The sequence below is a fragment of the Geodermatophilus sp. SYSU D00708 genome (assembly GCF_054050115.1).
The window spans coordinates 287,095-302,007 of sequence record NZ_JBJGYS010000001.1; the positions used below are offsets into that span (position 1 = coordinate 287,095).

The following is a 14,913-nucleotide window of genomic DNA, read 5'->3' on the forward strand; positions in this document are numbered from 1 at the left end:
CGAGCGTGAGCGGGTGTTCACCCCGCGGTCACGTCGGGCAGGTCCCCGCGGTCGTCGGCGCGCGTCCCTGGCTCACGGCCGGTCCCCCGGCTCCACCAGGTGGACGGCGACCGCCCGGAACTGGTCGGGGGTGGCGAGCAGCACCTCCTTGGTGGGGTCGCCGACCTCCAGCGCCGGGCCCCGGCGCAGGGCCGCCAGCGCCCGCAGCCGCGGATCGGCCAGCACGGCGTCGACCAGCCCGCGGTCCCCGCCGGTGAACAGCGCGGCCACGTCGCCGGCGTGCGGCAGGAGCACCCGGACGGCGGTGTCGGCGGCGGCCGTGACGACGGCGTCGGTCTGGTTCGCCCGCCGCCGCGCGAACCGCTGCTGGCTCCACCCGCCCGCGGCGGTCCGGCCCTGGACCAGCCGCGCGTCGACCTTCGAGACGAGCAGGTCGGCGCCGTCGAACACACCGACCGCCCAGCGCCCGCGCCGGACCAGCAGCACCGCAGCCCGGTGCGGCTGCCGCGCCGCGGCGGAGAACGCGGTGAGCAGCGCCGGGCCGGGCCGCCACGGGAACGGCGCGCGCAGGGTGACCGTCGTCGTGTCCGCGCAGGTGATCCGCACCGACTCCTCGTCGAGCTCAGCCGGGGCGAAGGGCCCGTGCCGGGTGGCCACGCCGTCGAGCCAGCGGCCCAGCCGCTCCGGCGGGACGCGCAGCAGGCGACCACCGCCGGCCGCGGGGCGCGGACGGGTCACCGGCGCGGACGGGGGACGGCGGCACGGGAGGGACCCACGGCGCGGATCGTAGGGCGCGGGACCGACACGACCCCGCCTTGAGCCGGGGCGCCGGTGCGCGGCAGGCTCGCCGTCGTGCCCCTCCCGCTGCCCCCGGTCCCCGCCCGCATCGTGGCCGCGCCCATGGCCGGTGGTCCGTCGACGCCGGCGCTGGTCGCCGCGGTGGGTGACGCCGGCGGGCTGGGCTTCCTGGCCGCCGGCTACCGCACGCCCGAGCAGGTCGCCGCGGAGGTGGCCGAGGTCCGGGGCCGCACGGGGGCGCCGTTCGGCGTGAACGTGTTCGCGCCGGTGCCCGAGCGGCCGGAGGAGTCCGCGCGGGTGCCGGCCTACGCAGAGAGCATCGCCGACCGCGCCGCCCGCCTGGGCGTCTCCCCCGGCACACCCGCCCACACCGACGACGGGTTCGCCGCCAAGGTGGACCTGCTGCGCGAGCTGCGCCCGGCCGTCGTCTCGTTCGCGTTCGGGCTGCCGCCCGCGGCCGCCTTCGACGCCCTGCACGACGCCGGGCTGCCGGTGTGGGTCACGGTCACCTCGCCCGAGGACGCCGCCGCCGCGACCGCGGCCGGCGCCGACGGGCTCGTCGTCCAGGGGTGGGAGGCGGGCGGGCACCGAGGCGGCCTGTCCGACGAGGAGCCGGCTCAGCTGGGCCTGTTGCCGCTGCTGACACTGGTCCGGCGGGTGTCCCCGCTGCCGCTGGTCGCCGCCGGGGGCATCGCCGACGGCGCGGGCGTGGCCGCGGTGCTCGCCGCCGGGGCGGCGCTGGCCCAGCTGGGCACCGCGTTCCTGCCGACACCGGAGGCCGGCACCGCGCCGGTGCACGCCGCGGCGCTGGCCGAGGCCCGGCCCACCGCGGTCACCCGCGCGTTCACCGGGCGCCGGGCCCGGGCGCTGGTCAACGACGCTGTCCGCGACCTGGGTGACACCGCCCCGGCGGCCTATCCCGAGGTGCACCTGCTCACCGCCCCGGTCCGGGCCGCGGCGCGGGCCGCCGGAGAGGTCGAGGAGCTGCACCTGTGGGCGGGGCAGTCGGCCGCGCTGGCCGAGGCGGTGCCGGCCGGGGAGCTGGTCCGCCGGCTGGCCGCCGAGGCCCGGGACGCGCTCGACCGCGCGCCGCGGCCCGGCTGAGCGGCGGTCAGTCCCGCGTCGTCGGCAGGCCGGCGGCCCGCCAGGCCTGGTAGCCGCCGACGACGTCGGAAGCCCGGTGCAGGCCGAGGGCGCGCAGCGAGTCCGCGGCCAGGCTGGAGGAGTAGCCCTCGTTGCACATCACGATGACCTCGATGTCGTAGCCGGTCGCCTCGGGCAGCTTGGCGTCGCTGGCCGGGTCGAACCGCCATTCGAGGTGGTTGCGCTCGACGACCAGCGCGCCGGGCACCTCGCCGTCGGCGTCCCGCTGGAACGCCGGGCGGGTGTCGACCAGCAGGGCACCGGCCGCCCACCGCTGCGCCGCCTCGGCCGGCTCCACGCGGTCGATGCGGCCGCGGGCCTCCTCGAGCAGCTCGTCGATGGTGCGGGCCCCCGCCGGGCGGTCGGTGCTCATCGGGCCATGGCCGGCTCGGTGGCGTGCTCGGCCGGCACGTGCAGCACGCGCTGGGCGGCGGCGACGACGACTGCGGCCACGAGGGCAGCGACCGTCGCGACGGCGAACGCGGCGTTGGCCCCGAACACGTCGACCACCTTGCCGGCGACCGAGGCTCCGACGGCCACGCCCAGGCCCAGCGCGGTGCCGATCCAGGTGAACGCCTCGGTGGTCGCCGACCGCGGCACCAGCAGCTCGGCGAGGGTGAAGGAGCTGATCAGGGACGGCGAGACGGCGATCCCGGCGACGATCACGAACGGGATCATGACCCAGATGTTGCCGATGAGCAGCAGCGGGACGCTGAGCACGGTCAGCGCGACCAGCACGACCGCCAGGCGCAGCCGCAGCGGCGAGCGCCAGTGCACCGTCCCCCAGCCGATGCCGCTGGCCATGGAGCCGACCGCCAGGGCGGCGATGAGCACGCCGGACAGCGACATCGCGCCCACCTCGTCGGCGAAGGCGACCAGGGCGATCTCCAGCGTGCCGAGGATGGCGCCCACCGCGGCGCCCACGACGAACAGCACCCGGATCCCGGGGCTGCGGATGGCCCGCGGGCCGGTGCGCGCCTCGTGGCCGTGCGGCGGGGGCTCGGTGCGGCCCTGCGCGGCGAACAGCAGGCTGCCGATGACGGCCAGGGTGAACGCGGTGACCACGCCGGAGGTGGCGTGCCCGGTGGTGGAGAGGAAGGTGACCAGCACCGGGCCGACGATGAAGACGAACTCGTCGACCACCGACTCCATGGCCAGCGCCGTCGGCAGCCGGTGGGTGCCGCGCAGCAGGTGGGTCCAGCGCACCCGGATCATCGAGGCGACCGGCGGGATGCAGGCGCCGGCGACCCCGGCCGAGACGAACACGACCCAGCGCGGCCAGTCGTCCTTGACCGCGGGCAGGAAGACGCAGCCGGCGGCGACGAAGACCGCCAGCACCGGCAGGAGGGTGCGGCGCTGGCCGTGGGTGTCGGCCCACCGTCCGATCAGCGGCCCGGAGATCGCGGTGGTGACCGCTCCCGTGGCGGCGACCGCACCGCCGTAGCCGTAGGACCCGCTCTCCGACGCGATGAGCAGCACCGAGCCGAGGCCGACCATGGACAGCGGCAGCCGTCCGATGAACGCGGCCAGCACCATGGGTAGCGCGTGCGGCGTGCGGAGCACGTGCAGATACGGATTGGGCACGGGCGGGGATGCCTGTCGTCGGGCGGCTCGGCGCTGAGCCGGCGGGTGTGGACGTCAGATGACGCTATCCGACCTCGGTCCCCCCGGCCTCGTGGGAGCGTGCCGGGACCGCCGACACGCCGGGCGGGACGCGAGAGGGCCCCGCACCGGTCGCCGTTGACCGGTACGGGGCCCTGTGGCCCCCTGCAGGGCCCCCGCCGCGAGCCTGCGAGCGACGGGGGCAGGGGGTCCCTTCCTACGCGAGACGGTGCTCGAGGATCGCCAGCTCGTCCCACATCGTGCTGGGGAGCTTGTCGCCGAACTTCTGGAACCACTCGTTGATCTGCGGGACCTCGGCGCGCCACTCGTCCTTGTCGACGGCGAGGGCCTTCTCCACCTGCTCCGGGGTCATGTCCAGCCCGGCGACGTCGAGGGCGTCGGCGGTCGGGACGTGGCCGATCGGGGTCTCGACGGCGGCCGCGGTGCCCTCGAGCCGCTCGACGACCCACTTGAGGACCCGGCTGTTCTCGCCGAAGCCCGGCCACAGGAAGCCGCCGTCCTCGTCGCGACGGAACCAGTTCACGTAGAAGATCCGCGGCAGCTTGGCGGCGTCGTGCGCCTTGCCGGTCTCGACCCAGTGCCGGACGTAGTCACCGGCGTGGTAGCCGATGAACGGCAGCATGGCGAACGGGTCGCGGCGGACGACGCCGACGGCACCGGTGGCGGCGGCGGTCGTCTCCGACGAGAGCGTCGCGCCCATGAACACGCCGTGGTTCCAGTCCCGCGCCTCGGTGACCAGCGGGATGGTGGTCTTGCGGCGGCCGCCGAAGAGGATCGCCGAGATCGGCACGCCCCTCGGGTCCTCGTACTCCGGCGCCAGGATCGGGCACTGGGTGATCGGGGTGCAGAACCGGCTGTTCGGGTGGCTGGAGGGCTCCTCGCTCTCCGGCGTCCAGTCGCGGCCCTTCCAGTCGGTGAGGTGGGCCGGCGGCTCGTCGGTCATGCCCTCCCACCAGATGTCGCCGTCGTCGGTGAGGGCGACGTTGGTGAAGACCGAGTTGCCCTTCTCGACCGTGCGCATGGCGTTCGGGTTGGTGTCCCAGCCGGTGCCGGGGGCGACGCCGAAGAGGCCGTACTCGGGGTTGAGGGCGTAGAGCCGGCCGTCCTCGCCGAACCGCATCCAGGCGATGTCGTCGCCGAGGGTCTCGACCTTCCAGCCCGGGATGGTCGGCTCGAGCATCGCCAGGTTGGTCTTGCCGCAGGCCGACGGGAAGGCGGCGGCGATGTAGTAGGTCTTCTGCTGCGGGCTGGTCAGCTTGAGGATCAGCATGTGCTCGGCGAGCCAGCCCTCGTCGCGGGCCATGACCGAGGCGATCCGCAGCGAGTAGCACTTCTTGCCCAGCAGCGCGTTGCCGCCGTACCCGGAGCCGTAGGACCAGATGGCCCGCTCCTCGGGGAAGTGCGAGATGTACTTGGTGGTGCTGCACGGCCACGGCACGTCCTGCTGGCCGGGCTCGAGCGGGGCACCGAGGGAGTGCATGGCCGGGACGAAGTCGGCGTCGTCCCCCATCGCCTCGAGGATCCGGCCGCCGATGCGGGCCATCACGCGCATGGAGACGACGACGTACTCGGAGTCGGTGAGCTCCACGCCGAACATCGGGTTCTCGGCCTCGACCGGACCCATGCAGAACGGGATGACGTACATCGTCCGGCCACGCATCGAGCCGCGGTACAGCCCCGTCATGATCGACTTCATCTCGTCGGGGGCCATCCAGTTGTTGGTCGGCCCCGCGTCGGCCTCGTCGACCGAGCAGATGAAGGTGCGGTCCTCGACGCGCGCCACGTCACTGGGGTCCGACGCCGCCCAGAAGGAGTTCGGCTTCTTCTCCAGGCGCCGGAAGGTGCCGGCGTCGACCAGCTGCTGGGTGAGGCGCTCGTACTCCTCGTCGCTCCCGTCGACCCACACGACCCGCTCGGGGGTGGTCAGCTCAGCCATCTCACGGACCCAGGCGAGCAGCCGGGGGTGCGTGGTGGGTGCGTTGTCGAGACCGGGGGTGGCCACGGAAGTCACGGCGTCTCCATCCTCTGGGTACGCCGGACGGACATACCGCCGGCGCCTTGCTGCTGGTCCTGCTCAGCTGACAGCCGACCGCCGGGCGCCACGGGCGCCGACTGGAGGTCGGGTCCGGTCAGCGTACAAGCGGGGACGTCCACTGTAACCGTGAGAGATGTTACGTATAAGACGTCTACCCGATGGGACCAAGGTCCCTGGTCGTCACCTGCGCCCCCGGGGACCCTCGCGGGCCGATCGGGTCAGCCGGCCGACTCGCCGCTGCCGTAGTGCGGGCCGACCTCGGCCCAGAAGGGCTCCCACTCCCCCGGGCCCGCCCCGCCGGTGATCTCGGCGTCGAGCTTGTCGAGGTACCAGTGCCAGCCGCCGGCGACGTCCCCGACGGGGAACCCGGCGCGGAAGACCTGGGTGAACACCAGCGTGGTCGTCGTCCCGTCGGTGGAGAGGTCGAGCTCCACCCGCCACGGCTCGTCGCCGAGGGTCCACTCCAGGACCAGCCGGCGGGGCGGGTCGCACTCGAGGATGCGCACCGACTCGCTCGCCGGCTCCTGCTCGTGGGTCATCGTGAACGTGCCGGTCGCGCCGGCGCCCCGCGCGCCGTCGTAGCGGCCGATCCAGCGGGCCAGCCGCTCGGGCTCGGTGAGCGCACCCCACACGTCCTCGATCGGGTCGGGCCACGATCGGCGGAACTCCAGCCGCCGCCGTCCGTCGGGCTCGGTGGTGACGACGCCGCGGCGGGCGGGCACGTCCTGCTGTGTCACGTCGGGTCTCCGCTCTGCGGAGGTGCCGAGGCCCCCCGCCCCTCTCGGGCCCGCCGGCCGCGGGCGATCTCGGTGTCCAGTGCGTCGAGCCGCTGGGCCCACAGGTCGCGGTAGGGCTCCAGCCACTCGTCGAGCTCCCGCAGCGGTCGCGGGTCGAGCGTGTAGAGGCGGCGCCGCCCCTCCTCCCGGCAGGTGACCAGGCCCGCCTCGCGCAGCACCCGCAGGTGCCGGCTGATCGCCGGGCGGCTCACCGGGAACCGGCCCGCCAGCTCCCCGGCGGCCAGCTCACCCTGCGCGAGCAGGGCGACCAGTTCGCGGCGGGTCGGGTCGGCGAGGGCACCGAGCGCCTCCACGACAGATGTGTAACACATCAGTTACGCGTCTGCCCAGGGGTTGCCCGGCGGCGGGGCGGGGCACGGGGTGGACATGACCGTCACCGACCCCGACGTCCCGGACCCGCTCAACGACCCCCGCACCCTCCAGGCCGACCCCGGCGCCCAGGGACAGGGGGACGACCTCGCCTCCGCTGCCGACGACCCCGCGGTCAGCGGCGAGGAGGAGATGGCCGAGGAGCGGCCGACCCCTGGCGGGGCGGACTCCGGCGACGACGGCGGGGACGTGACCGGCGGCGCGTTCTCGTAACTGCCGCCCGGCTGAGACGGAGCGGTCCGTTTCCGCCGCTCCCGACGCGGGAACTGTCGGGTCTCCACCGTTCCGAGACGAGGAGGTCAGCCATGGCCACCGGTGAGACCGGGTTCGAGGACGTCACCTACGACCTGATCTCGGTGCAGTACCACTCGCTCAAGGCCGGTCACGACTACGGCCAGTACGTCCGAGACGCGGAGAACGCCGGGCTGCAGGACATCGCCGGCTTCTTCCGCGAGGTGATGGAGCAGGACTCCGCCCGCGCCAAGCGCTGCCACGAGTTCCTGCGCCAGATCTCCGGCACAGAACAGGGCGGCCCCGCCACCCAGTGACGCCGAGACGACGGCCGCCTCTCACTGTCGGGAGGCGGCCGTCGTCGTTCCCGGCCCCGTCCAGAGGCTCGCCGCCGGCCCCGTCCCGGGCACCGCCCTGAGCCGGCGAAGGGCGGGGAGGACGGGGTCCTCTCTCACACGGCGCAGGTGTCGTCCGTGCAGCCGTCGGCGGCGGGCACCGTCTCGAGGGGGTGGGCGTCGGCCCAGGCCCGCTCCAGGACCTGGAGCAGCAGGTCGGCCGGCTGGGCGCCGGCGGCGCCGTACTTCCGGTCGACGACGAAGAACGGGACGCCGGTCGCGCCCAGCGCCTGGGCGGTCCGGCCGTCCTGGTGCACCGCCGGCCGGTAGCGGTGGTCGGCCAGCGCGGCGCGCACCTCGGCCTCGTCCAGGCCGGCCTCGACGGCGAGCGCGGCGAGCGAGTCGACGTCGAACACCGACCGGCCCTCCTCGAAGTGGGCGTGCAGCAGGCGCTCCTTCACCGCGCCCTGCAGACCGTGCTCGGCGGCCAGATGGATCAGCTCGTGGGCGAGCAGGGTGTTCCCGCTGAGGCCCTCGTCGAGGTGGTACTCGAGCCCCTCCTCGGCAGCGATCTGCTCGACCCGGCGCTGCATCTGCCGCATCTCCTCGACGCTGCGGCCGTACTTGGCGGCCAAGGCCGGCAGGGCGGCGGAGGTCTGACCCTCGGGTGCCGTCGGGTCGAGCTGGAACGACCGCCAGACGACCTCCACCTGGTCACGGTGGGGGAAGCGCGCGAGCGCGGCCTCCAGCCGGCGCTTGCCGATGAAGCACCACGGACAGACGACGTCGGACCACACCTCGATGCGCACGAACGCCCCCAACACCCGAGGCGGCGCCGGTCATCCCGGCCGGTGCGCCTCCGCCCGCGCCCGCCCGTTCCCGGGCGTCGGGTCGAGGAAGACGTACCGCACGCCCTCGTGCCGGGCGACCAGTCGCCGCTCGGCCTCGTCGGAGGCCCGCTCCACGTCGGCGACGGTCGCGTCGTCGGCGAAGTCCACCTTGGCGGCGACGATCAGCTGACCAGGGCCGATCACCGTGGTGAACAGGAACGGGACGGCGGTGACCTGCGGCAGGGCTGCGATCTCGGCGCGCAGCTCCTCTTGGATGCGTGGGGCCACCGACTGGCCGATGAGCAGGGACACGTTGGCCCGGGCGAGCGACCCGGCGACCAGCAGCAGGAGGACGCCGATGGCGATCGCGGCGACGCCGTCCCACGTGGGGTCGCCGGTGATCTGCTCGAGGAACAGGCCGAGCGCGGCGAGCACGAGCCCGACGAGCGCGGCGCTGTCCTCGAAGGTGACCGCCTTGACGGTGGTGTCGCTGGTCTCGGCGAGGTAGCGGCGGGGCGTCGTCCGCCACCGGCGCGCCGAGCTGCGCACCTGGCGGACCGCCTTGAGCCAGGAGACGCCCTCGAGGACGAAGGAGACGGCCAGCACGACGTAGGCGATGACCGGGTCGCCCTGCTCCTCGCCCTCGATGATCGTGGTGACGCCCTGGTAGAAGGAGAAGCCGGCGCCGAGGGTGAAGGTGGCCAGGCACGCCAGGAGCGCCCAGAAGTAGGTCTCCCGGCCGTAGCCGACCGGGTGCCGGGCGTCGGGGGCGCGGTTGCCGCGCTTGAGCGCGACGAACAGCAGTACCTCGGTGATGGTGTCGGCCAGCGAGTGCGCGGCCTCCGACAGCATCGCCGAGGAGTGGCTGATCAGGCCGCCGACCAGCTTGGCGACGGCGATGCCGAGGTTGGCCAGCCCGGCGAGGACCACCGTGCCGGTGCTCTCCCCGCCGCCGGAGCCGTGCTCGGGACTGCCGATCTCGCCCTGGACGGACAGCGGTGTGGAGGGCTGGTGATCGGTGGTCCCCGGCCGGGTCATGCGGCCTGCGGTGCCCCGCGACGGGCGGGGTCATGCTTCGCCCCGCTGAGTCGTGCGCGATGCGATCCGGAGGACCGGAGGATCACCGCACGCCGACGAGGTCGACGACGAAGACCAGCGTCGCGCCGGGCTTGATGACGCCCCCGGCGCCGCGGTCGCCGTAGGCCTTGTGCGCGGGGATGGTGAGCCGGCGGCGGCCGCCGACGCGCATGCCGGTGATCCCCTCGTCCCAGCCCTGGATCACCATGCCGACGCCGAGGCGGAACTCCAGCGGGTCGCCGCGGTCCCAGGAGGCGTCGAACTGCTCGCCGCCGTCGTGGGTGACCCCGACGTAGTGGGCGCTCACCAGGTCGCCGGCCTTGGCCTCGGGGCCCTCGCCGACGACGAGGTCCTCGATGACCAGGTCGTCGGGTGCCGGGCCGGTGGGCGGCTCGACGTCCGGACGGGTCAGTTCGGCCACAGTGCTCCCTCCCCGCACCGGGGCTGTCCCGGCGCCGTCGCCCCATCCAATCAGCGGCCGGCGGACGACGCAGACGCGGAGCCCGGGCCGGTCAGACCGGGTCGAGCACCTCGCGCGCCCGCGGGGTGTCCGCGACGTCGAGCGGGTGCGCGACCTCGTCGGCCGGCATCCGCGCCGCGAGGACCGCCACCACCGCCAGCAGCGGAGGAGCCAGCCCGGCCACCAGGAAGGTCGCCGACGACCCGATCAGCCCGCTCACCGGCCCGGCCAGCGCCATGGACAGCGGCATGAGGCTCAGGGAGACGAAGAAGTCCAGGCTGGAGACCCGGCCGAGCAGGGACGACGGCACCCGGCGCTGCAGGAGCGTGCCCCAGATGACCGTCCCCGCCTCGAAGGCCGCCCCGATGAGGGCGCCGGCCACGATCATCAGCACCAGGCTCCCGCTGAGGCCGAAGACGGCCATCGGCACGCAGCCCAGGCCCCACAGCAGGACCATCACCGTGAGGTAGCGGCGGGGCAGCCGCAGCGACGCCACGACCAGGGAGCCGACCGCCCCGCCGATGCCGAAGGCGGCCAGGACGTAGGCGTGCTGCGTCGGACCGCCGCCCGCGTCGCGGATGGCGAACGGGACCAGGACCTCGAGCGGGCCGAGGAGCACCAGCACCATCAGCGCCGCGAACAGCAGCGTGGCCAGCAGCCAGGGCGTGCGCACCATGTAGGCGAAGCCCTCGCGCAGGTCGGTCAGCACCCCGGCCGGTGGAGCGTCGTCGTCCCCCCGCCGGACCGGGGTGACCGGCAGGGCCAGCACGTGCGCCACGGCGAGCAGGGACACCGTCGCGGTCGCCGCCAGTGCCGCGCCCGGTGAGAACGCGGCGACGAGGAACCCGGCGGCGGCGGGGCCGGCCGCGTTCTGCAGGAGCGGCCGCACCGCGCCCTCCAGCCCGTTGGCCGCCAGCAGGTCGCCTTCCGGCACCAGCGCCGGCAGCTGCGCCGAGTAGGCCGGGTAGTACAGCCCCGTCGCCAGCCCCACGGCCAGGGCGGCCGCGGCCAGCTGCCCCAGCGTCAGGAGCTCCATCAGCGACAGGACGGCGACCACCGCGACGGCCCCGGCCTGGACCAGCGCCACCGCGAGCAGCAGGTACCACTGCGGCACCCGGTCGGCGAGCACTCCGCCGAGCAGGGTGCTGGCCAGCATGCCGCCGGCGGACAGGCCGGTGACCAGGGACAGGGCGGCCGGGCCCCCTCCCAGGGCCACCACCTGCCAGACCACGGCGACCGCCCACAGCCCGGCGCTGAGCAGCGACAGCGCCATCGACGCCGCCAGCAGCCGGTAGTGGCGGTGCCGCAGCGGCGCCAGTGCGCGCGGCAGGGCGGCCATGGCGAGACCTCCTCGTCCGGTGGGGGTCCGCTCATGGTCGGCGAGGGGTACGACAGAACGCACGCGGATTTGGCCGCGGCGGGCGCCGGGGAGGTGTGCGCCGTCCACCCCCGCCACTACGGTGCGGCGGCGTGATCGACCACCTGGCGCTGCAGGCCACCGACGTCGCCGCGACCACCGCCTTCTACCTCCGGGTCTTCGCGCCGGCCGGGGTCCGCGAGGCCATGCGGTTCGACAGCCCCGGCGGGCCGGTCGTCGGCCTGTCCGGTCCCGACGGGCACCCCCAGCTGTGGCTCGGCCCGCTCAGCGAGGGCACCGACCGCCCGGTGCACCTGGCGATCCGCGCACCCTCCCGGGAGGCGGTGGACGAGGTGTTCGCCCTCGCCCGCGCGGAGGGGGTGGAGGTGCTGCACGAGCCGCGGGTGTGGCCGGAGTACCACCCCGGCTACTACGGCGCGTTCTTCCGCGACCTCGACGGCAACAACGTCGAGGCCGTCCACCACACACCGCCTGCCGCCTGACGACAGCCCGGGAGCATCGCAGCGAGGAACGAGCGAGGAGCGGACCGGGCGCGGAGCCAGGCCGACGTCACAGCCGCCGCAGGACTGACCGTGCGCCGTCCGGCCCGTCGTGCTGGGCTGGGGCGGTGCCCGACGCGCCCCCCTGGTGGACCCGTGCCGTCGTCTACCAGGTCTACCCCCGCTCGTTCATGGACTCCGACGGGGACGGGATCGGCGACCTCGGCGGGGTCCTCCGGCGGCTGGACCACCTCGCCGACCTCGGCGTCGACGTCGTGTGGCTCTCGCCGGTCTACCCGTCGCCGCAGGCCGACAACGGCTACGACATCAGCGACTACACCGGCATCGACCCGCTGTTCGGCACCCTCGAGCAGTTCGACGAGCTGGTCGCCGCGCTGCACGACCGCGGCATCAAGCTCGTCATGGACCTCGTGGTCAACCACACCAGCGACGAGCACCCGTGGTTCTGCGAGAGCAGGGCGTCGAAGGACTCGCCCAAGCGCGACTGGTACTGGTGGCGGCCGCCGCGGGGGGGCATGACCGCGGGCGCGCCGGGCGCCGAACCGACCAACTGGCACTCGTTCTTCTCCGGGCCCACCTGGGAGCTCGACGAGGCCAGCGGCGAGTACTACCTGCACCTGTTCGACCGCAAGCAGCCGGACCTGAACTGGGAGAACCCCGAGGTCCGGCACGCCGTGTACGCGATGATGCGGTGGTGGCTCGACCGCGGGGTCGACGGGTTCCGCATGGACGTCATCAACATGATCAGCAAGGACGTCGACCCGGACGGCGCCCTGCACGACGGCCCGCCGCTGCCGGGGGTGCCCTACGGCGACGGCTCGGCGTCCTACCTGTGCGGGCCCCGGATCCACGAGTTCCTGCAGGAGATGCACCGCGAGGTCTACGCCGGCCACCGCGAGCGGCTGCTGCTGGTCGGGGAGATGCCGGGCGTGACGGTCGAGCAGGCGCGGCTGTTCACCGACCCGGCCCGCGCCGAGGTGGACATGGTGTTCCAGTTCGAGCACGTCGGGCTGGACTTCGACGGCGCCAAGTTCGCCCCGCGCCCGCTGCGGATGGCCGACCTCAAGGCCTCGTTCGGCCGCTGGCAGGCAGGGCTGGCCGACGTCGGCTGGAACTCCCTCTACTGGGACAACCACGACCAGCCGCGGGCGGTCTCCCGCTTCGGCGACGACTCGCCGCGGTACCGCCGCGACTCGGCCACGTGCCTGGCCACCCTGCTGCACCTGCACCGGGGGACGCCCTACGTCTACCAGGGCGAGGAGCTCGGGATGGCCAACGCCCCGTTCGCCTCGCTCGACGACTTCCGGGACGTCGAGTCGCTCAACCACTTCGCCCAGGCCGTCGCGCACGGCGAGGACCCCGACACCGTGCTGGCCGCCATGCGCCGGATGAGCCGGGACAACGCCCGGACGCCGGTGCAGTGGGACGCCTCGGAGCACGCCGGCTTCACCACCGGCACGCCGTGGATCGCGGTCAACCCCGACCACGTCGAGTGGAACGCGCAGGCGCAGCGCGCCGACCCGCGCTCGGTGTTCGCCCACCACAAGCGGCTGATCGCGTTGCGGCGCGAGCTGCCGGTGGTCGCGCTCGGGGACTTCACCATGCTGCTGCCCGACCACGACGAGGTGTACGCGTTCACCCGCTCCCTGGACGGCGAGACGCTGCTGGTCGTCTGCAACCTCGGCGGGCACGAGCACCGGCTGGCCGAGCTCCTCCCGGAGGCCCTGGACGGCGACCTCGTGCTGGGCAACCTGGCCGACGGCGACCCCGCCGTCCTGCGCCCCTGGGAGGCCCGCGTCCTCCGGGTCTGACCGGGCCCGCGGTCGGCGCGGGCCGGGCAGGTCGTCGCCGCTCCCCGCCTGCGGCGTCGGCACTCCGCCGACGTGACGCGCGCCACACGATCAGCCGCTACTGTCCGGGGTCCGGCGGACGGGGGAGCTGATGCGCGTCGTGGAGCGACCGGTCAGGGTCTCGGTGGCGGCGGTCGGGGTGACGGTCCTGCTCGCCGCCTGCGGTGGGGGCGACCTCGGAGGCAGCGAGGAGGGCGAGCCGCTGACCGTGTGGACCCTCGAGAACCTCCCCGACCGCCTCGCCGTCCAGGAGGAGATCGCCGCCGCCTTCACCGAGAGCAGCGGGGTCGAGGTCGAGCTGGTCGCCGTCGACCCGAACCAGTTCAACCAGCTGCTGATCTCCTCGGCCGCCGCGGGACGGCTGCCCGACGTCATCGGCGCCCTGCCGCTGGCCGGCGTCCAGCTGCTGGCGACCAACGAGCTCATCGACCGCGAGCTGACCGCCGCCGTGGTGGAGGGCCTGGGCGCCGACACCTTCTCCGAGCACGCGCTGGAGCTGACCCGGGACGGCGACGCGCAGGTCGCCGTCCCCAGTGACGGGTGGGCGCAGATGCTGGTCTACCGCAAGGACCTCTTCGACGCCGCCGGCCTGGCCGCACCGGAGACCTACGACGACATCCTGGTCGCCGCGCGGGAGCTGGACGGCCCCGAGCTGGCCGGCTTCGTCGGGTCCACCGTGCCGAACGACGCCTTCACGCAGCAGACCTTCGAGCACCTCGCGCTCGGCAACGGCTGCCAGCTGGTGGACGACACGGGGGAGGTCACGATCGACAGCGACGCGTGCGTGGGGTCGTTCGCGTTCTACGACGAGCTCATCGGCGACTACTCGGTCAGCGGCGCGCAGGACGTCGACACCACGCGCGCCGCCTACTTCGCCGGGGAGGCGGCCATGGTCGTGTGGTCCTCGTTCATCCTCGACGAGATGGCCGGCCTGCGGGCCGACGCGCTGCCGACCTGCCCCGACTGCGCGGACGACCCGGCCTTCCTCGCCCGGAACAGCGGTGTGGTCACCGCGATCTCGGGGCCCGACGGCGACGAGCCGGCGCAGTTCGGCGAGATCGTCTCGTGGGCCGTCACGGCCGACGCGCAGCCCGCCGCCGGCGACTTCGTCAGCTACCTGATGGACGACGGGTACGAGCGGTGGATCGGCTTCTCGCCGGAGGGCAAGGTGCCCACCCGACGGGGCACGGCCGAGGAGCCCACGCGGTTCCTCGACACCTGGGCCACCCTGCCGGCCGGCGTGGACACCAAGGCGCCGCTGACGGACTTCTACCCGGCCGAGGTCCTCGACGCCCTCCGGACCGCGCCCGACCGGATCGCCCCCTGGGGGATCCCCCAGGGACAGGGCGCCCTGATCGGCGCCTCCCTGGGCGAGCTGCCCGTCCCGCAGGCGATCGCCGCGATGACCGGGGGCGAGGTGGATCCCAGCGGGGCGGCGGAGCAGGCGGCCGAGGCGCTGCAGGAGATCGCCTCGTCGGTGGACTGAC

16 protein-coding genes are annotated in these 14,913 nt (G+C 74.4%); 6 read left to right on the forward strand and 10 right to left on the reverse strand.

Translation table 11 applies throughout. The features are described from left to right. Positions 1-72: 72 nt before the first annotated feature. Complete coding sequence (locus tag ACI79D_RS01505; RefSeq protein ID WP_456916519.1) at positions 73-738, reverse strand: acVLRF1 family peptidyl-tRNA hydrolase; 666 nt, start codon at positions 736-738, stop codon at positions 73-75. Between the two features lie 114 nt (positions 739-852). Here ACI79D_RS01505 and ACI79D_RS01510 point away from each other — a divergent pair, with 114 nt between their 5' ends. After that, entirely contained in the window at positions 853-1,902 is a 1,050-nt protein-coding gene (locus ACI79D_RS01510) for a nitronate monooxygenase (protein ID WP_456916520.1), read from the forward strand. Between the two features lie 7 nt (positions 1,903-1,909). On the opposite strand, the gene ACI79D_RS01515 is transcribed toward ACI79D_RS01510, so the two are convergent. The 5 genes from ACI79D_RS01515 to ACI79D_RS01535 form a co-directional block, all read right to left on the reverse strand. Beyond that, entirely contained in the window at positions 1,910-2,314 is a 405-nt protein-coding gene (locus tag ACI79D_RS01515; RefSeq protein WP_456916521.1) for a rhodanese-like domain-containing protein, read from the reverse strand. Next, positions 2,311-3,525: an MFS transporter gene (locus ACI79D_RS01520; RefSeq protein ID WP_456916522.1), complete on the reverse strand. Its 1,215-nt coding sequence runs from the start codon at positions 3,523-3,525 to the stop codon at positions 2,311-2,313. The genes ACI79D_RS01515 and ACI79D_RS01520 overlap by 4 nt, the downstream gene beginning before the upstream one ends. 235 nt (positions 3,526-3,760) lie before the next feature. Continuing rightward, positions 3,761-5,575 carry a phosphoenolpyruvate carboxykinase (GTP) gene (locus tag ACI79D_RS01525; protein ID WP_456916523.1) on the reverse strand — a complete coding sequence of 605 codons (1,815 nt, stop codon included), beginning with the start codon at positions 5,573-5,575 and terminating at the stop codon, positions 3,761-3,763. Between the two features lie 242 nt (positions 5,576-5,817). Next, positions 5,818-6,336 (reverse strand): SRPBCC family protein, encoded by a 519-nt coding sequence (locus ACI79D_RS01530; RefSeq protein ID WP_456916524.1) that lies wholly within the window; start codon positions 6,334-6,336, stop codon positions 5,818-5,820. After that, positions 6,333-6,689, reverse strand: coding sequence for an ArsR/SmtB family transcription factor (locus tag ACI79D_RS01535; RefSeq protein ID WP_456916525.1), 357 nt, complete (start codon positions 6,687-6,689; stop codon positions 6,333-6,335). Before ACI79D_RS01535 ends, ACI79D_RS01530 begins: the two co-directional genes overlap by 4 nt. Before the next feature lie 73 nt (positions 6,690-6,762). Between ACI79D_RS01535 and ACI79D_RS01540 the strand changes: the two genes are divergently transcribed. Beyond that, the gene (locus tag ACI79D_RS01540; protein WP_456916526.1) at positions 6,763-6,978 is read left to right on the forward strand and encodes a hypothetical protein; all 216 of its coding nucleotides are present in this window, start codon (positions 6,763-6,765) and stop codon (positions 6,976-6,978) included. 92 nt (positions 6,979-7,070) lie between these two features. Further along, the gene (locus ACI79D_RS01545) at positions 7,071-7,313 is read left to right on the forward strand and encodes an acyl carrier protein (protein WP_456916527.1); all 243 of its coding nucleotides are present in this window, start codon (positions 7,071-7,073) and stop codon (positions 7,311-7,313) included. 134 nt (positions 7,314-7,447) lie between these two features. Here the strand turns inward: ACI79D_RS01545 and ACI79D_RS01550 are convergent, their stop codons facing one another. From ACI79D_RS01550 to ACI79D_RS01565, 4 genes are all read right to left on the reverse strand, one after another. Further along, complete coding sequence (locus ACI79D_RS01550) at positions 7,448-8,140, reverse strand: DsbA family oxidoreductase (protein ID WP_456916528.1); 693 nt, start codon at positions 8,138-8,140, stop codon at positions 7,448-7,450. 30 nt (positions 8,141-8,170) lie between these two features. Next, a complete protein-coding gene (locus ACI79D_RS01555; protein WP_456916529.1) occupies positions 8,171-9,199 on the reverse strand; it encodes a cation diffusion facilitator family transporter in 1,029 nt (342 codons plus the stop codon). 82 nt (positions 9,200-9,281) lie between these two features. After that, positions 9,282-9,659, reverse strand: a complete 378-nt coding sequence (locus ACI79D_RS01560) for an FKBP-type peptidyl-prolyl cis-trans isomerase (RefSeq protein ID WP_456916530.1) — start codon at positions 9,657-9,659, stop codon at positions 9,282-9,284. Positions 9,660-9,750: 91 nt separating this feature from the next. Beyond that, on the reverse strand, positions 9,751-11,037 hold the full coding sequence (locus tag ACI79D_RS01565; protein WP_456916531.1) for an MFS transporter: 1,287 nt from the start codon (positions 11,035-11,037) through the stop codon (positions 9,751-9,753). Positions 11,038-11,168: 131 nt separating this feature from the next. Between ACI79D_RS01565 and ACI79D_RS01570 the strand changes: the two genes are divergently transcribed. The 3 genes from ACI79D_RS01570 (at position 11,169) to ACI79D_RS01580 (ending at position 14,912) form a co-directional block, all read left to right on the forward strand. After that, the gene (locus tag ACI79D_RS01570) at positions 11,169-11,558 is read left to right on the forward strand and encodes a VOC family protein (RefSeq protein ID WP_456916532.1); all 390 of its coding nucleotides are present in this window, start codon (positions 11,169-11,171) and stop codon (positions 11,556-11,558) included. 125 nt (positions 11,559-11,683) lie between these two features. Further along, the gene (locus ACI79D_RS01575) at positions 11,684-13,387 is read left to right on the forward strand and encodes a glycoside hydrolase family 13 protein (protein WP_456916533.1); all 1,704 of its coding nucleotides are present in this window, start codon (positions 11,684-11,686) and stop codon (positions 13,385-13,387) included. Positions 13,388-13,517: 130 nt separating this feature from the next. After that, complete coding sequence (locus tag ACI79D_RS01580; protein WP_456916534.1) at positions 13,518-14,912, forward strand: ABC transporter substrate-binding protein; 1,395 nt, start codon at positions 13,518-13,520, stop codon at positions 14,910-14,912. Position 14,913: the final 1 nt, after the last annotated feature.

What these genes read in the sequence shown, in the direction of transcription:
- ACI79D_RS01515 (WP_456916521.1), bottom strand. Translation starts at nt 2,314, where the DNA reads ATGAGCACCGACCGCCCGGCGGGGGCCCGCACCATCGACGAGCTGCTC.
- ACI79D_RS01540 (WP_456916526.1), top strand. Translation starts at nt 6,763, where the DNA reads ATGACCGTCACCGACCCCGACGTCCCGGACCCGCTCAACGACCCCCGC.
- ACI79D_RS01545 (WP_456916527.1), top strand. Translation starts at nt 7,071, where the DNA reads ATGGCCACCGGTGAGACCGGGTTCGAGGACGTCACCTACGACCTGATC.
- ACI79D_RS01555 (WP_456916529.1), bottom strand. Translation starts at nt 9,199, where the DNA reads ATGACCCGGCCGGGGACCACCGATCACCAGCCCTCCACACCGCTGTCC.
- ACI79D_RS01565 (WP_456916531.1), bottom strand. Translation starts at nt 11,037, where the DNA reads ATGGCCGCCCTGCCGCGCGCACTGGCGCCGCTGCGGCACCGCCACTAC.
- ACI79D_RS01580 (WP_456916534.1), top strand. Translation starts at nt 13,518, where the DNA reads ATGCGCGTCGTGGAGCGACCGGTCAGGGTCTCGGTGGCGGCGGTCGGG.